Source organism: Psychrobacillus faecigallinarum (genome assembly GCF_014836595.1).
Lineage (GTDB): Bacteria > Bacillota > Bacilli > Bacillales_A > Planococcaceae > Psychrobacillus > Psychrobacillus faecigallinarum.
In genome coordinates, this window is record NZ_JACSQO010000007.1 from 61,727 (window position 1) to 78,580 (window position 16,854).

The 16,854-nt window shown below is 35.8% G+C and carries 15 protein-coding genes, 1 pseudogene and 1 riboswitch; of the genes and pseudogenes, 15 read left to right on the forward strand and 1 reads right to left on the reverse strand.

The features are described 5' to 3' along the window. Positions 1-54 precede the first annotated feature (54 nt). The 9 genes and pseudogenes from H9650_RS13590 to H9650_RS13630 all read left to right on the forward strand — a co-directional run bounded on the left by H9650_RS13590 (position 55) and on the right by H9650_RS13630 (position 10,151). Entirely contained in the window at positions 55-789 is a 735-nt protein-coding gene (locus H9650_RS13590) for a pseudouridine synthase (RefSeq protein ID WP_191697444.1), read from the forward strand. A gap of 97 nt (positions 790-886) precedes the next feature. Further along, entirely contained in the window at positions 887-1,423 is a 537-nt protein-coding gene (resA, locus tag H9650_RS13595) for a thiol-disulfide oxidoreductase ResA (protein ID WP_305076191.1), read from the forward strand. Positions 1,424-1,436: 13 nt separating this feature from the next. Then, positions 1,437-3,098 (forward strand): cytochrome c biogenesis protein ResB, encoded by a 1,662-nt coding sequence (gene resB, locus H9650_RS13600; RefSeq protein WP_151110197.1) that lies wholly within the window; start codon positions 1,437-1,439, stop codon positions 3,096-3,098. Position 3,099: 1 nt separating this feature from the next. Then, positions 3,100-4,284 carry a c-type cytochrome biogenesis protein CcsB gene (ccsB, locus tag H9650_RS13605; RefSeq protein ID WP_151110195.1) on the forward strand — a complete coding sequence of 395 codons (1,185 nt, stop codon included), beginning with the start codon at positions 3,100-3,102 and terminating at the stop codon, positions 4,282-4,284. Between the two features lie 120 nt (positions 4,285-4,404). Further along, entirely contained in the window at positions 4,405-5,121 is a 717-nt protein-coding gene (locus H9650_RS13610) for a response regulator transcription factor (RefSeq protein WP_144536954.1), read from the forward strand. Then, the gene (locus H9650_RS13615) at positions 5,114-6,895 is read left to right on the forward strand and encodes an ATP-binding protein (protein WP_151110193.1); all 1,782 of its coding nucleotides are present in this window, start codon (positions 5,114-5,116) and stop codon (positions 6,893-6,895) included. Before H9650_RS13610 ends, H9650_RS13615 begins: the two co-directional genes overlap by 8 nt. A gap of 45 nt (positions 6,896-6,940) precedes the next feature. Further along, positions 6,941-7,483, forward strand: a pseudogene (gene sigX / locus H9650_RS13620) (RNA polymerase sigma factor SigX); the annotation flags it as partial. Beyond that, positions 7,476-8,729, forward strand: a complete 1,254-nt coding sequence (locus H9650_RS13625) for a hypothetical protein (RefSeq protein ID WP_191697446.1) — start codon at positions 7,476-7,478, stop codon at positions 8,727-8,729. The pseudogene sigX and the gene H9650_RS13625, both read left to right, overlap by 8 nt. Positions 8,730-9,268: 539 nt before the next feature. Beyond that, positions 9,269-9,403: riboswitch (FMN riboswitch) on the forward strand. 154 nt (positions 9,404-9,557) lie between these two features. After that, positions 9,558-10,151: an ECF transporter S component gene (locus H9650_RS13630; RefSeq protein WP_144536946.1), complete on the forward strand. Its 594-nt coding sequence runs from the start codon at positions 9,558-9,560 to the stop codon at positions 10,149-10,151. A 151-nt stretch (positions 10,152-10,302) separates the two neighbouring features. Here the strand turns inward: H9650_RS13630 and H9650_RS13635 are convergent, their stop codons facing one another. After that, on the reverse strand, positions 10,303-10,551 hold the full coding sequence (locus H9650_RS13635) for a ferredoxin (protein ID WP_144536944.1): 249 nt from the start codon (positions 10,549-10,551) through the stop codon (positions 10,303-10,305). Positions 10,552-10,662: 111 nt separating this feature from the next. Here H9650_RS13635 and H9650_RS13640 point away from each other — a divergent pair, with 111 nt between their 5' ends. The 6 genes from H9650_RS13640 to H9650_RS13665 all read left to right on the forward strand — a co-directional run bounded on the left by H9650_RS13640 (position 10,663) and on the right by H9650_RS13665 (position 16,452). Then, positions 10,663-11,697, forward strand: a complete 1,035-nt coding sequence (locus tag H9650_RS13640) for a helix-turn-helix domain-containing protein (RefSeq protein WP_144536942.1) — start codon at positions 10,663-10,665, stop codon at positions 11,695-11,697. After that, positions 11,690-13,099: a RecQ family ATP-dependent DNA helicase gene (locus tag H9650_RS13645; RefSeq protein ID WP_144536940.1), complete on the forward strand. Its 1,410-nt coding sequence runs from the start codon at positions 11,690-11,692 to the stop codon at positions 13,097-13,099. Before H9650_RS13640 ends, H9650_RS13645 begins: the two co-directional genes overlap by 8 nt. Before the next feature lie 77 nt (positions 13,100-13,176). Then, complete coding sequence (locus H9650_RS13650; RefSeq protein ID WP_154310943.1) at positions 13,177-13,809, forward strand: LysM peptidoglycan-binding domain-containing protein; 633 nt, start codon at positions 13,177-13,179, stop codon at positions 13,807-13,809. A gap of 73 nt (positions 13,810-13,882) precedes the next feature. Continuing rightward, positions 13,883-14,515: a CBS domain-containing protein gene (locus H9650_RS13655; protein WP_144536936.1), complete on the forward strand. Its 633-nt coding sequence runs from the start codon at positions 13,883-13,885 to the stop codon at positions 14,513-14,515. 172 nt (positions 14,516-14,687) lie between these two features. Then, positions 14,688-15,452, forward strand: coding sequence for a metallophosphoesterase (locus H9650_RS13660; RefSeq protein ID WP_191697447.1), 765 nt, complete (start codon positions 14,688-14,690; stop codon positions 15,450-15,452). Between the two features lie 31 nt (positions 15,453-15,483). Beyond that, a complete protein-coding gene (locus H9650_RS13665) occupies positions 15,484-16,452 on the forward strand; it encodes a YpdA family putative bacillithiol disulfide reductase (RefSeq protein ID WP_191697448.1) in 969 nt (322 codons plus the stop codon). Positions 16,453-16,854: the final 402 nt, after the last annotated feature.

Sequence of the window (16,854 nt, forward strand, 5' to 3'; positions counted from 1 at the left end):
TAAAAGTGTGACATAATTCACTCATGTATGGAAAGAATGGACGAGGTGAATTACTTGGAAAGATTACAAAAAGTATTAGCACACGCAGGTGTTGCTTCTAGAAGAAAAGCTGAAGAGTTAATTTTGGAAGGAAAAGTAAAAGTAAACGGTAAAGTAGTGAAGGAATTAGGTACAAAAGTTTCTGACTCTGATACGGTGGAGGTTGAAGGAGTAAAGTTAGAGAAGGAACAAAAAAAATACTACTTACTTTATAAGCCAAGAGGAGTTATTTCTGCAGTAACGGATGACAAAGGTAGGAAAACCGTGACGGATTTATTGCCTCATGTTACAGAACGCCTATATCCAGTAGGAAGATTAGATTACGAAACGTCAGGAGTACTACTTTTAACAAATGACGGAGATTTCTCGTATGCGTTGACCCACCCTAAATTTAAAGTGGACAAAACCTATGTGGCGAGACTTAAAGGAATACCACTTAAGGAACAATTAAGACCTCTTGAGCGTGGAGTTGTCTTAGAAGACGGCAAGACCGCACCGGCAAGGGTAAAGCTTTTGTCTTCTGAAAAGAAAACGAATAAGTCGATTGTAGAAATCACTATCCATGAAGGAAAAAATCGTCAAGTACGACGCATGTTCGATGCAATTGGTTTTCCTGTGCAAAAACTAAAAAGAGAACGATTTGGCTTTCTAACTTTGCTTGGTTTAAATGCAGGGGAGTGGAGAGAACTAACAACTCATGAGGTAAAACAGCTCAGAGTTCTTGCTGAAACAGGTAAAATAGGTAAATAACAATGAAAAGTTCACAAAGCCTTCATATGTCCTTCTCAATTTGGACATTAATTTTGATATAATATTGTCGGCAATGCATGGAATGGAGGAAATAAATTTGGCTCAATCCAAACAAAAACGTTTTTACATAAGAGCAGTTATTTTAGTAGTACTTACACTAGCAATTGTATTTACAATTTTCTCTAACGTGACTAAAGAAAAAAATGCAGTTTTACAAGTCGGCGATAAAGCACCGGATTTCCATGTGGTAGACACGAATGGAGAACAGCATAAGCTTTCTGATTACAAAGGACAAGGCATCTTTTTAAATTTCTGGGGAACTTGGTGTAAACCTTGTGCAAAGGAAATGCCTGCAATGGACAATCAGTACAATGTCTACAAAGATCAAGGTGTTCAGACTCTAGCTATTAATGTTGGAGAATCGGATTTAAAGGTAAATCGTTTTGCTAACCGTTATGGCTTAACATTTCCTATTGCAATCGATCAAAACAAAAGCTTGTTGGATTCCTATAATATTGATCCGCTACCAACAACCTTTTTGATTAGCCCGGAAGGTAAGATAGAAAAGATTATTAAAGGTGAGATGACCGAGCAAGATATTGCAAATTTCATGGAACAAATCAAACCTTCCTAAAGGAGTCTTTTAGATGGACAAGATAGTTTGTAAATGTGGGCACGTCAACCCTGCAGGTACAGAGCTTTGTGAAAGCTGTGGACGCCCTTTAAGTCAACAATCGAGAGAACAAAAGATTGTTGATATGAGATATGAAGGGTCTGCAAGACGTTCTCAAACCTATAACAAAACAATAATTGATAAAATCTGGAATTTCTTCTCTAGTGTAAAAGTCGGAATGTGGATTATCGTTGCTATCCTAATAGCTGCCGCTATAGGAACTATTCTGCCACAGGTTTTTTATGTTCCTGCAACGAGAGAAGAAGATATTGCAGCGTATTATGAGAGAGTGTATGGATGGTTTGGAACATTATATTATGAATTAGGACTTTCTGATCTTTATAGCTCCTGGTGGTTCCAAACGCTAGTGGGAATGCTAGGTATTTCTTTAGTCATTGCAAGTTTGGATAGAGTAATACCACTTTACAAATCTCTTAAAAAACAAAAAACAAAAAGACATATTAGCTTTTTGAAACGTCAGCGTGTATTCGGCGCAGCAGAAGTAGAAGCTCCTGTCGAATCTCTTGAGAAGGCGGAAGAAAAGCTTAAGTCAATGAAGTATAAGGTTAAACGAGAAGGAAATGCAATTCTTGCAGAAAAAGGTCGTTTTTCCAGATGGGGCCCTTACGTAAACCATTTAGGTTTAATACTTTTCCTGTTTGGTGTTATGCTACGTGCAATCCCAGGGTTTTATGTAGATGAAACTATGTGGATAAGAGAAGGAGAAACTCTTTACATACCACAAACAGATGGTTATTTCTTAGAGAGTAAGGATTTCATCTATGAAACATATACAAAAGAAGAGTCAGAAGAAGTTTTTGGTGAAGCACTTGATAGAGTGGGATCGATTGCTAAAAATTATCAAACGGATGTAGCTTTATATAAAGGGCCAGATGATGCAGTCGCTGGTCATCCCGAAGACTTAAAGTTAGTGAAGGAAGAGTCCATCCAGGTTAATGAACCTTTGAAATTTGATAATTTCTCTGTGTTCCAGATGGATTTCCGTCTTAATGAATTAAAGTCTATGACTTTCCATTTGGAGGACAAAGCTACTGGTACTGATCATGGTCAGTTTACGGTGGAGTTATCAAATCCACAAAGTATGTACGAGTTAAATGATGGTTATAAGGTAGAAATCGTAGACTACTACGCTAATTTTTCTGGTTTTGTAGATGGTGAACCTCAATCAGAGACTCCTGAGCCTAAGAATCCTGCATTTTTAGTGAAAATGTACAGCCCGGAATATCCAAAAGGTGAAACTAGTTTTGTCATGATTCAAAATACATTAGAACCTTTAGGGGAAACAGAATATAAAGTTAAATTTGAAAGTGTAGAAACTAGAGATATGTCAGGTCTTACAATTCGCAAAGATTTAACACTTCCTATTCTAATGCTTGGTGGACTTATCTTTATGATTGGTGTTGCACAAGGGTCTTATTGGAACCATAGACGTATTTGGCTTCAATATTTAGAGGATGGACAGATGGTAGTAGCTGCTCACACGAACAAAAACTGGATGAGCGTTAAGAAGGATATCGATGAGGTTTCGAAGATAACCAATATACCACCATACGAAGATCAGCAAGATTTAGATGCAAAACAAGAAAAAGAGGAAACAGAGGAAGGTGTAAAATAAAATGACAATGGTTTCTGTAAGTGAGACTTTATTGTTTGTAGCGTTTGTCGCTTATTTGGTTGCTACGTTTTTATTTGGTGGAGCAGTCAAATCTTCAAGTGCAGCAGCTACAAATTCATATAAACGATGGGGAAATTTAGCAATTATAGTGACGATTATTGGTTTTGTAGCTAACTTGGGTTATTTTATTACCCGTTGGATTGCTGCTGGACATGCACCAGTAAGTAACTTATTTGAATTTACTACAGCATTCGGAATGCTTGTAGTAGGAGCTTTTATACTTATTCACTTTATCTATAAAACTCCTGCTCTTGGTCTTTTTGCATTGCCTATAGCAGTGCTAATCATTGCATATGCAAGCATGTTCCCAAAGGATATCACTCCATTAATCCCAGCTCTAAAAAGTCACTGGTTAACTATTCATGTTATTACAGCAGCACTTGGTGAAGCTATATTAGCAATCAGTGCAGTAGCCGGTTTAATATGGTTACTAAAAAATATCGACCTAACAAAACCGTCTAAGCAACGTTTTTGGATAGAAGCAACCATGTACCTTTTAGTTTTAGTTTTAGGTTTCGTTATTTCAACTGTTTCATTTTCTGCAGTAGATTATTCAGCAGAATATTCTTATATAGACAAAGAAGGAAATCCACATGATATAGAATATAACCTACCAGCACTATTTGGTATGAATGAATCAGAGGTTATTACTGATGGGGCTATGGAACCGCTAATTGAAGTTCCACCTTTAATTAATGGTAAGAAGTTAACGACTGTTGTATGGGCAGTCCTATTCGGTACAGTACTTTATGGATTACTTCGATTAATCTTACGTAAACGTATTGCTACAGTTTTACAGCCATTAGCTAAAAAAGCTAATTCTCAACTAATGGATGAAATCGGGTATCGCTCTGTATTAATTGGCTTTCCTGTATTCACATTAGGGGCTCTAATATTTGCAATGATATGGGCTCATGAAGCTTGGTCTCGTTTCTGGGGCTGGGATCCAAAAGAAGTTTGGGCTCTTATCACATGGTTATTCTATGCGGTATTCTTACATTTAAGATTGACAAAAGGATGGCAAGGTGAAAAATCTGCATGGTTGGCATTAATAGGTTTTATCATCATTATGTTTAACCTTATTGCTGTAAACTTAATCATTGCGGGTCTTCACTCATACGCATAAGTAAGTCAAAAGTAGTGTCAAAAAGCTCTACATTCAGCAGAATGTAGAGCTTTTCTTTTCTTTTATGTTAAGTAATTGTACAATATAGAATAGATGTAGATAGAAGGGTATGATATTTAAATGTCAGAAATGATAAAACTTTTAGTAGTAGATGATGAAGAACGTATCCGTCGTTTGTTGAAAATGTATTTAGAAAGAGAAGGGTATATGGTAGAGGAAGCTGAAAACGGAGAAGCTGCTCTTTTACTCGCTTTAGAAAATGAATATAATTGTATTCTCCTAGATATTATGATGCCTGAAAAAGATGGTATAGAGGTTATTACAGAGCTTCGAGAACATAAAGACACACCAGTTATTCTTTTAACAGCTAAGGGCGAAGAAGCTAATCGTGTAGAAGGCTTTGAATTGGGAGCGGACGATTATATTGTAAAACCTTTTAGTCCAAGAGAGGTTGTTCTTAGAGTAAAGGCACTTCTGAAAAGATCAGCAGCATTTTCTCCATCACAGACAGTTTCCATTTCTAAGGATATTGTTGTATTTCCTCATTTAACCATTGACCATGATGCACATAGAGTCACTGCAGATGGTGAAGAAGTTAGCTTAACTCCAAAAGAATATGAATTGCTTTACTTCCTTGCTAAAGCGCCAGATAAAGTTTTTGATCGGGAACAGCTGTTAAAAGAAGTTTGGCATTACGATTTCTTTGGAGATTTACGTACAGTAGATACACACGTAAAAAGATTACGTGAAAAATTAAATAGAGTTTCTGAAAAAGCTGCGAAAATGATTGTAACTGTTTGGGGAGTTGGCTATAAATTCGAGGTAGGAAATGAATAGGATTTGGAATAGTGTGGTCGGGAAGCTATGGGGAACCATATTGCTTCTCGTCTTATTTGTGTTGTTTATCGTTACAGTCCTAATGCTAGAATTTTTAGAAGACTTTCATACAGAACAAGCGGAAGAAATTCTTAGACAAGAAGCTGCTACTATAGGGAAAATTGTAGAACAGCATGAAAATCTAGAGAATTCCCTCTCCATTATTAGTGATATTTTAGGCTCGGAAACAAATACATTAATTGTAAGAAATGCAGATTCTGTATTCCTCTCCGTTCAAGAGGGTCTCAATAAAGAAGTTATCAATGATAAAATATTAGAAGACGAGCAGCTTTCCAAGATTTATACTTCGGATAAAACAATTATTAAGAAAATGCTAATGCCATCCATGACAGAAGAAAATCGAATGGAAAACTATATAATTTTGGCATCTCCTCTAGAAGCTGACGAACAGGTTCATGGAGCAGTTTTTATTTATCAAAGCTTAGAAGTTGTAAATAAAACCTCTAATAATACGACAAAAATTGTATTTCTGTCTGGATTTATAGCTCTGTTACTTACAACCTTGCTTACTTTCTTCCTTTCTTCTAAAATCACATCTCCCCTTCGATCGATGCGAGAGGCGGCTTTAGAGCTAGCTAAAGGAAACTTTGAAACGAAGGTACCTTATACGCAAAGAGACGAGATAGGGGAGCTTGGCTCTGCATTTAACAGAATGGGTAAGCAATTAAAGCATCATGTGGAGGTAATCAATCAGGAAAAGGAACAGCTTTCAAGTATTCTTACTTCTATGACAGATGCCGTAATTACTTTCAACAAAGAATTTCAAGTACAGGTAAGTAATCCACAGGCTGACCAACTGTTAAATAAATGGCATGAAGAAAATGACATTGCTAACAAATCAGATTTACCTGATGAACTTCAGCATCTTCTAGAGCATGTATTGCATTTAGAAGAAGAATTAGATGAGGAATTAGAAATAAGAGGATCATACTTCTCTGTGTCGATCAGCCTTCTTTATAGCAATGAATCTGTTCGTGGGGCAGTGGTCGTATTGCGCGACATGACTGAGCAACATAGATTAGACAAAATGCGTTCAGATTTCATCGCTAATGTTTCTCATGAGCTAAGAACACCTATTTCTATGCTGCAAGGATACAGTGAAGCCATTATCGATGAAATAGTCACGACAGAAGAAGACAAAAATGAAATGATTCGGGTTATTTATGATGAATCTAAACGTATGGGTAGACTTGTAACAGAGTTATTAGATTTAGCGAGACTTGAATCAGGTTATTTGAGCATACACAAAGAAAAAGCAGAAATTGTTTCGGTAATCGAAAGGATTACCCAAAAATTTGACCAAGCTGCGAAAGAAAGTAATGTTAGCTTAAAGTTTGATCACAATATACCTTCTGAGGAATTAATCGAAATTGAGATAGACGAAGATCGTATGGAACAGGTTTTAACGAACTTAATTGATAATGCTTTAAGGCATACTCCGGAAGAAGGCTCTGTTTCCGTACTGTTAGAGAAATCCAAAAACCAAATCATTATAAAGGTATCAGATACTGGATTTGGTATACCTGCGGAGGATTTACCTTATATTTTTGAGCGGTTTTATAAAGCCGATAAAGCTAGAACTAGAGGGAAAGCTGGCACTGGCCTCGGCCTTGCTATTGCGAAAAATATAGTCGAAAGACACGAAGGTCACCTATCAGCAGAAAGCACAGTCGGGGTAGGCACAACATTTATTATTCAATTGCCATTAAGCTAATGTAACAAATCGGGAGATGAAACGACTAATTGAAAGAACGGGGGGAGCATTATGAATGACTCCGTTTTCCACCGCTTGTATGATACCTATCATCAAGACGTTTTTCAGTTTTTGATCTATCTAGTTAAAGATAGACAAACTGCGGAAGACTTGGTCCAGGAGGTTTATGTTCGTGTTCTAAGAGCTTACAGTAAATTTGAGGGAAAAAGCTCCGAGAAAACATGGTTATTTTCAATTGCAAAAAATGTAGCTATTGATCATTTTCGAAAGCATTCCGTTAGAAAGAAAAGAATGTTTGATGCTTTTGACTGGGAATCTACACAGCTTGCATCAAAAGACATGTTGCCGGAGGATTTTACTGTTTTAAATGATGAAATGAAAGCCTTGCTACTAGCTTTAGATACATGTACTGGAGATCAGAAAATGGTAGTCATTATGAGATATTTTCAAGAGCTGTCCATTGCTGAAACCGCACAAGTATTAAATTGGACAGAAGGTAAGGTAAAGACTACTCAGCATAGAGCTATTAAATCACTTCGAGAAAAATTATCTGATAAACAAAAGGAGGGTAATGTTTTACATGAGTAATCAAGAAGAAAAGAATAAAGCGTTAGATGAGCTCTTACACAACATGCCCAAGTTCACAGATAATCGTTCGAAGGATGAAGTATACAATCGAGTGAAGTTAGAAATGGATTCTTCCGATTTAAATAAAGTCATACGAAATAATAAATGGTTTTCTAAATGGATGCCACTTTTAGTGTCTGTTGCTTCTGTTTTGTTGTTAACGTTCTTAATTTCTTCATACTTGGGCACAAGTAGTGAAAAATCTGCAATCCAGCAACAGGCTACAGACAAATCGGACATGTTGAGAACGTTGGACGTTGCTCCTGCCTCTGAGGTAGAAACAACAGAGGGCGGAATGGAAGCCAAGGAAGATGCGGCTATAGAAAATTCAAATGATGTAGTCAATTCTTTAGCTGTCGAAAGTGAATTAGTGCCAGTTCAAGCCTTTAACAACGCTAGAACTGTATATGAAGATGATTTAAATGATGGAATTCCATTTCATTTTTCTGTAACAGAAGGGGCAGAAGCTTACCCAATCACAATAATTATACCTAAGGATAAAATAAACGAAGAATTTACTGACGGATTGCCAAATAGTCTTCAGTTATATGAAAAATATGCAAGCACTATAGATGAATCTGCTCTAGGGTTCGAGGAATATTTGCCCTTGCAAGGTAATTTAGTTTCAGATGGCGATACGCTTCAACACTATTTACCTAAAGGGCATGGTTATGATGCTGCTTCAGCTACTTCCGGAGTGTATACTGATACAATCCGTCATATTTTTACGGATTTTTCCTTCCTGGAACGATTAAGTGAGGATGGCACAGCTATCAATTGGGACCAAGTAGGAGTAATAGGGAAAAAGGAATTGGCAAGCGGAAACAAAGAACGAATGTATTTTAAACACACAATGAATAGCGGACTGACATTCCTTGTTCCAAAGGATGCTAAGTTTGAGAATGCTTTTAAAGATATGCCAAAATCAGCAAATGATCTTTATACGACTGTTGTACCGAAAGATGTTAGTTATGAGGTATCAGAGGAAGGCAACACGGTTGTAATAACATTTGACGAAGCATTAGATTTGGCAACATTGGAATATGAAGATTCTATTCTTATGATTGAAGCCTTTACATTAACAGCTGCAAGCTTCGATAAAACAGTTCGTCTAGAAAATGTTGTACAGAAGCAATGGGATCGATTTGATTTGACAGCTACTTTACCAATCCCAATTGGCCCTAATGGGTACATGATGAACGAATAATAAAGAATCGACCTACTAATTAGTCGGTCGATTTTTTTATTGGTTTTTTTATACGAAAAAAGTGTTTTATAATCGGATAGAAAAATTTACGACCGTTCAGACGAGAGTTATAACCGGATAGAAAAATTTATGACTGTTCGGACGAGTTTTATGACCGGATAGAAAAATTTATGACCGTTCGGACGAGAGTTATGACCGGATAGAAAAATTTATGACTGTTCGGACGAGTTTTATAACCGGATAGAAAAATTTATGACCGTTCGGACGAGAGTTATGACCGGATAGAAAAATTTATGACCGTTCGGACGAGATTTATGACCGGATAGAAAAATTTATGACCGTTCAGGCAAGTTTTATAGTCGGAAAGAGTTATTTATTACAGTTATATATTAAGGTGAACAAAAATCACTTTATTTTAATTTCATAAAAAAGGTTCATCTGTTAATATACTTAAATCGAAACAGTTGTATTGCATATATTAATATAGTTTGATAAAATGATTGTAATTCGAGATAATCTTGAATGACAATAAAATATTGATTCATCTTCGGGGCAGGGTGAAATTCCCGATCGGCGGTATTAGAAGAGTTTTTTCTTGAGCCCGCGAGCCGTAAAAGGCAGGATTTGGTTAAATTCCAAAGCCGACAGTATAGTCTGGATGGGAGAAGGTGAAGGTGCAGTCGTTTTTCGTATGCTCTTATACGGATACGCTTATTTAAGTGTACCTTTTTCTCCTTTAAGCTTTATTTGCTTAAGGGATTTTTTGAGTATTGATAACGAACTGAACCTTTCTTCTTGTGGAGTGAATCGCAAAAGGAGAGAGGATTTATGGCAAAAAGTAAGACGCGAATGCTTATTGCAATCGCAATGCTAAGTAGTATTTCTTTCGTTTTAATGCTGCTTGCATTTCCGTTACCAGTTTTACCAGCTTATTTGAAAATTGACTTCAGTGATATCCCAGCGTTAATTGCTGCTATCACAATGGGGCCAGTTGCAGGAATCATTGTAGCTTTCATGAAAAACGTACTAGATTGGTTCTTTTCAGGAAGTCCCACAGGCGTTCCAGTCGGTCATATGGCTAACTTCGCAACTAGTATTTTGTTTTTGACACCTGTTTATGTCATTTATCGTAAAGTTTCTTCCTCTAAAGGGATTGCTTACGGCTTAGGCGTCGGGACAGTTTGTATGGCTCTTGGTATGAGCCTGTTAAATTATTATGTTTTCTTACCAATGTATTCGTACTTTTTAAACTTCCCAGCGGAAACAGGAACAGCTTTATTTAATTCTATCATTTACGGTATTTTACCGTTTAATCTGATAAAAGGTATTATAGTTACAATTGTTATGGTTGTTCTATTTAAACGATTGAAGCCTATACTAGACAAGGTGAGCGAGTCGTTTAAAGTTCCAAATATAAATTAAAGATATGTATGACTGCTGGCAAACTAGACAATTTCTAGTTTGTCTGCGGTTTTTATTTTTTTGTAGGTATAGCATTAACCTGCCACTTAAGTTTATAGAAATATAAAAAGCCAAGAAAAATGAGCTAGTCATCCTTCTTGGCATTAATATACTATTCAAATTTTAGAGCGTCGCCTTCAAATGATTCTTCAGCAACTTTAATGGAATCGGTAGGGCAGCCTTCAAATGCATCCTCCATGTCCTCCATCAGTTCCTCTGGAACTTCCGTTGTTCCCGTGTTATCATCTAAAATAACAAAGGCAATACCTTCATCGTCATAGTCATATATGTCTGGAGCAGCTGCTCCGCAAGCTCCGCATGCGATACACGTATCTTTATCTACTATAGTATATTTTGCCATTAGTATATTCTCTCCTTTAATTCTACTTATAAGAATTAGCTATCTTATTCATTCTAAAGCTGTTTACGTTTCTTTTCAACAAAAATACTTTCAAACTGTGAGGTATTTAAATTGTATTTTAGCCAACTATTACTAAATATTATTCAAAAATTTAATGGGGAACGGTCAGCAATGGCTTCCTTTTACTTATTAAAAGGGAAAAAATCTGGACAAACCATTCAAGATGTCACTTATTTTAATCTACATCGTTTTTTCTCTATTTATCCGAAGTTAACACAAGAAGAATATAAGCAGCAGTTGTTTAAACTCCAACAAAACAACTGGATTGAAGAGGAAGATTCTCTACTAAGGATTAGTCATAAAGGTTTAAAACAGTTAACTGGATATACAGAACCTTTGTTTAATGGCTGGGAGCTAAGGGGAAACGAAAAATTGTTCTGGTCAAGATTAGAATTAGTAGTCCAAACACTATCTTATTTTAATAAAAATGAAACTAGATTTATTCCCAATCAAAAAGATTATTCGGTTCACCAGTTTGTGAAAGATTACTTACGAGGGAGAGACTATAAATCATCAACATTTCAAAAGGACTTTAAAAGTCAGTTAGAGCATTTACTTCAAATTGCTGAGTTACAGGAAATACATCGTATACTATTAGTCTATCGAATGAGCGGTTATCACATTAGTGGGCTCACATGGGAGCAATTAGCACTGGAGTGTGGAGAATCTATTATAGATATGAAGCTTCAATTTGTAGAAGCGTTGCATATTGTCTTAGATAACATCAATCAAGAAAGTCATCCAGATTTAATAGGTTTAACAAAAGAGATTTTTGTACATAGTCCTTTAACACAATCCGCTTTAAAGACCGAACAGCTTTTAAAGGAAGGTTACTCTATCCAAGATATCGCTGCCCTAAGATCTTTAAAAGCAAATACAATCGAAGATCACTTAATAGAAATAGCAGCAGCTGATCGAAGTTTATCTTTGACATCATTTATATTGAACGACCAAATAAAAAAAGTGCTAGAATTCTCCAATAAACATCAAACCAAAAAATTGAGGTTAATTCGCGAGAACATACCTGAGTTAAGCTATTTTCAAATTAGACTGGCTTTAGCTAAAGGGGAGAAAGAAAATGGATGAACTTCAACACATTCTTCAAACAAGGTTTGGATATAAAGATTTTAGAGAAGGACAGAGGGAAATAATCGAAAAAGTCCTAGCTGGAGAGGATGTAGTAGCTATTTTGCCCACTGGGATGGGTAAATCGTTGCTGTTCCAGCTACCAGCATATTTAAAGAATGGAGCGGTGCTAATAGTATCCCCTTTGCTTTCTTTAATGCAGGACCAGGTAGAGCAGTTAAAAATGATGGGAGAAAAAAGAGTAGTGGCCATCAATTCATTTTTATCCTTCGAGCAAAGAGAAAAGGCGTTATCTGGTTTACAAAATTATAAATTTATTTTTACATCACCTGAAATGTTACAGAATGAGCGTTTTCAAAGAAGGTTAGCTAGTTTAAATTTAGCTTTTATAGTTGCTGATGAAGCGCATTGTATTTCCCAGTGGGGATTTGATTTCCGACCTGATTATTTAAGGATCTCTGAGTCGCTTAAATCGTTAAGAAAGGCAAATGTGCTAGCCTTAACTGCTACAGCCACAAAGGAAGTTGTAAAAGATATAAAAACTACCTTGTTAATGGAACAGCCATTTGAATATATTCATTCCTTGGATCGTCCTTATATTGCTTACGAAGCACATGAGGTGGAGAGCCAAAAAGAAAAGGTAGAATGGATATTAAATAGGATTACTAGCACTACTGGACCTGGTATATTATATAGTCAGTCGAGGAAAAAAACTGAATTTTATACAGAAGAGTTACAAAAAAAGGGCATCAGAGTCGCTTATTATCATTCTAAAATGGATCAAGATGACCGTATTCTCATTCAGCAACAGTTCCAACAAGGCCATTTAGATTGGATTTGTGCTACGAATGCTTTTGGAATGGGTATACATAAGGATAATATTAGACAAATTATACATGATCATATACCAACCTCCGTTGCCAATTATATGCAAGAGGTTGGACGGGCAGGTAGAGACGGAAAACAGTCCATTGCCTCCATTCTTTATATGTTATCCGATGTAGAACAAGCTTATTTTGTTGCGATGCAGGATTTTCCCGACGAACAGGATATTATCCTTGCATATCAGACCAATGAAAATCAGGTGCAGTTATCTGAAACAACGGAAAGAATTTTAGATTATTGGAAAATGGTATTGTCAACAGAGGAAACTATAGAACTGTTTAAGAATATTCGACAAAAAAAATGGATAGAAATTCAAAGCTTGTACACGCTATTACAAAATGAGAATTGTATTAGGGAACAGGTAATTGCCTATTTCGATCAAAAGCTGATAGACAAGCCTTTAAATTGCTGTTCAAAATGTTCTTTAAATCTTCAAGAGTTATTTCATTTACACGATAAACCCCTTATCCATGCTACAGTATTAGATTGGAAAAGTAGATTAGGAAGTATCCTATAATACTTAACAACATTTACATTTTCAACAAAATTCGTCATAATAGTAGTAGATAAGTGGAAGAATGGAGTTTGACTAATATGAGTAAAGATGATTATCAAAAAAAGATTGACGAACATAGACAGTCCATTGGTGTAGAGAGTGAAGCAACTGAATTGAGAAGAAGTAGAAGAAATCCACCAGGTAAAAAGAAAAAGAAAAAGAATATACTCATCCCATCCTTGTTTTTTATATTTATCTTATTGCCTGCAAGTGTTTTGATTTATGTACAATTTTTTTATCAACCAGAAAGCGAAGCCTCAACTGAAGACGAAGGAATCATACAGGTTGTTACTAAGCCAATTTCGAATTTGAACAGCAGCAGTGAAGAAGAGGAAGAAAAAGAAGAGGCAAACGAAACGGAAAAAAATCAAACTTCAGAAGCAGAGAAGCCAGAAGATACAACAGAAGTGCCTCAATCAACTCCAGCCCCTCCGGCAGTTGAACCTAAAGAAAAGGAGGAGGCAGCAACACCAGCACCAACTCAGCCTAAAAAAGAAACTGTACAAGAACCAAAAAAAGACGCGAAAACTCATATAGTTAAGGGTAATGAAACATTATATCGAATCGCGATGAACTACTACAATAATCCAGAAGCAGTCGAAAAGATAAAAGCTGCAAATGGACTAGCTTCCAATGAAATTTATGAAGGACAAAAATTAATTCTGCCATAATCACAAGTTGGAAGGATAAATTCACTTTTTATAGAATATATAGGTATAGACCGTTTTGGAAAGAGGTGTTTGTATGTTTGTAAAAAGTGTAATGATACCAAAGGAAAAATGCTTAACTATTAAAGGCAATGCTTCAGTTTTGGACGCTTTAAATGAACTAGAGGCAAAGGATATTGATGCATTACCAATTATTGAGGATGGAAAGTATAAGGGGATGTTTAACAAGTACCTTTTATACAAGGCGTTCTTTTATAGCAACACAGATAAAGATACTTTTTTGAAACAAACAAAGGTATCTGATGTTGTAACAAGGGAAGATACATTTGTTCAAACTAGTGATGTGTTTGAACAGGCTTTTATGAAGCTATATGATTTTCCAATTTTAGCAGTAGTAGAAGATGAGAAGTTCTTAGGCATAGTCACACGCTATGACACAATTCATCAGTTTAAAAGTGCATTTGGTATGAATACAAAGGGCACTCGAATTGCCTTTACTTCTGTAGAATCTGAAGGAAGAATTCTGAAAATGTCCGACATTTTGCATAAGTATCACACTTCTGTAATTTCGCTAGTAACATTTGATGAAACTGACAAGCTAGTGCGCCGAATAGTTCTTAAAATTGACAATGAGCAAAAATTAGATCGAATTATTCAAGACTTAGAAAAGTCAGGTTTTCGAGTGTTACATATTGATAAAGATGAGTAATATAATCAATATAACGAATGGTTTAAGGACAGGGATAAAATCCCTGTCTTTTTGCTTGAAAGATAATATAGTCATGCTGAAGCTATAGCTGATACCTCTCGTGTTTCCCCATTTGCTTTTCGGGGTAGATATAGGCGCTTGTGCTTTTTTTATAATGGTTAGGGGGGATTTAATGTTGTATATAGTAATAACAGTTTTGGTATTGTGCTTGCTTCTTTTCACATATATGCTCTTTTTAGCATTTCAAACGAATGTCAAAGAACATAGTCTCTGTGTAAAAGAAATACCTAAAGGAGAGCAATTCCATATATTTTTTATATCTGACATTCACCGTCGGAAAATTAAAGATGAACTCATCCACAGTATTATCGGAAAGGTGGATGTAGTAGTTATTGGTGGAGACCTCACGGAAAAAGGAGTACCATTGAATCGGACAGAATTCAATTTAAAGCAATTAAAAAAGCTTGGCCCTGTTTTTTATGTTTATGGTAATAACGACCGAGAAGTCGGAGAAAGTAACTTATTATCTTTGTTCGAATCCCTTGATATTCATATTTTGAACAATAGTTCTGTAGTTCTTTCTAATCTAAATCCTTCCTTGCGATTAGTAGGTATTAATGATGGCTTTGTCGGAAAAGTAAATATAGCAGAAGCCTTCGAGGATGTAAAAGAAGAGGATATCTTAATTTTTGTAACACATGCACCAGCATTCTTTCATGCGGCTCAAAAAATAAGTAACCCACGATTAATGTTGGCTGGACATTTACATGGCGGTCAAATTCGTATTGGTCCTTTAGGGATATATGAAAAGGGTAGTTTTAGATTGAAGGAAAATAAAGCAGAGTTAATAAGCAATGGGTTTGGTACTACAGGCGTACCGCTGCGCCTTGGTGCTAAACCAGAATGCCATATCATTACTCTTAAAGGTTGTAAATGATTAGTAAAAAGTAAGAAAGGATGTTTTGTACTTGGAACAAATTATTGATGTAGTAGTAGTTGGAGGAGGACCTTGTGGAATTTCTGCAGCAATTTCCACACAAGAGTTAGGATTAAAAACGCTCATTATAGAAAAGGGTAACATTGTAAATGCGATATATAATTATCCAACCCATCAAACTTTTTTTAGTACCAGTGAAAAGCTTGCCATTGGAAATGTACCGTTTATCGTAGAGGAAAGAAAACCAAAAAGAAATCAAGCCTTGGTTTATTATCGCGAAGTAGTAAAACGTAAAAATATTCAAGTTAATAAATATGAGCATGTAAAAAATGTGGAAAAAGCTTCAAATCATTTTGTCATTACAACTTCTAAGGGCTCTTATAAAGCGAAAAATGTTATTATCGCTACGGGATATTATGATCATCCAAATTATATGGGTATTCCTGGAGAAAACCTGCCAAAAGTATTCCATTATTTTAAGGAAGGGCACCCTTACTTTGCCCAAAATGTTTTGGTGATAGGGGGCAAAAACTCAGCTATCGATGCTGCACTTGAACTCAATAAGGCGGGCGCGCATGTGACAGTAGTGTACCGTCAAGGGCAATATTCACAAAGTATTAAGCCTTGGGTTCTACCAGAATTTGAAGGCTGTGTACGTAATAATGAAGTAAATATGCACTTCAATACGGAAGTTATGGCTATAAATGATGATAGTGTAACTTTAAAGGGTCCCGACGGTGAATTTACGATTGAAAACGACTTTGTTTTCGCTATGACAGGTTATCATCCAGATCATTCATTTATAGAAAAGATGGGTGTAGCAATAGATGCCACTTCCGGTAAACCCTTTCACAATCCGGATACGATGGAGACTAATGTAGAGGGGATTTTTATAGCTGGAGTAATCGCTGCGGGCAATAATGCAAATGAAATTTTTATAGAAAACGGTCGATTTCATGGAGAACAAATTGCTACAGAAATAAAGAGAAAAGCTTTGTAAGAAAGTGCGCATGTGAATAAACAAACATCTGTTAAAACTGTCTTCTTCTATAAAGGAGTTTCTAAATGATTGAAATTATTACCGATGTACATAATCTGGAAGGTACTTGTTATATAGAGATATTACCTGATATATATATAAAGGGGAATGCTGGAATACTTCTTCTATTTATTTCACAGAAGAGAACTTTAGCTATATGCTGCCCGTCTTCGAGAAGTGTTGTAAAGAATTTGATTATTACGCATTCAATGAAATTGATATAGATACGTGGAAAGTGATTTCTTTCGAATTAGAACAACTAAAAATATTTTTAACTGAAAAACCTATTAAAATTACCTTGAAAGAAGTATTGGGTTTTCCATTTGTTTATTCCGAAAAAGAATTTATGGAAAACTATGATAC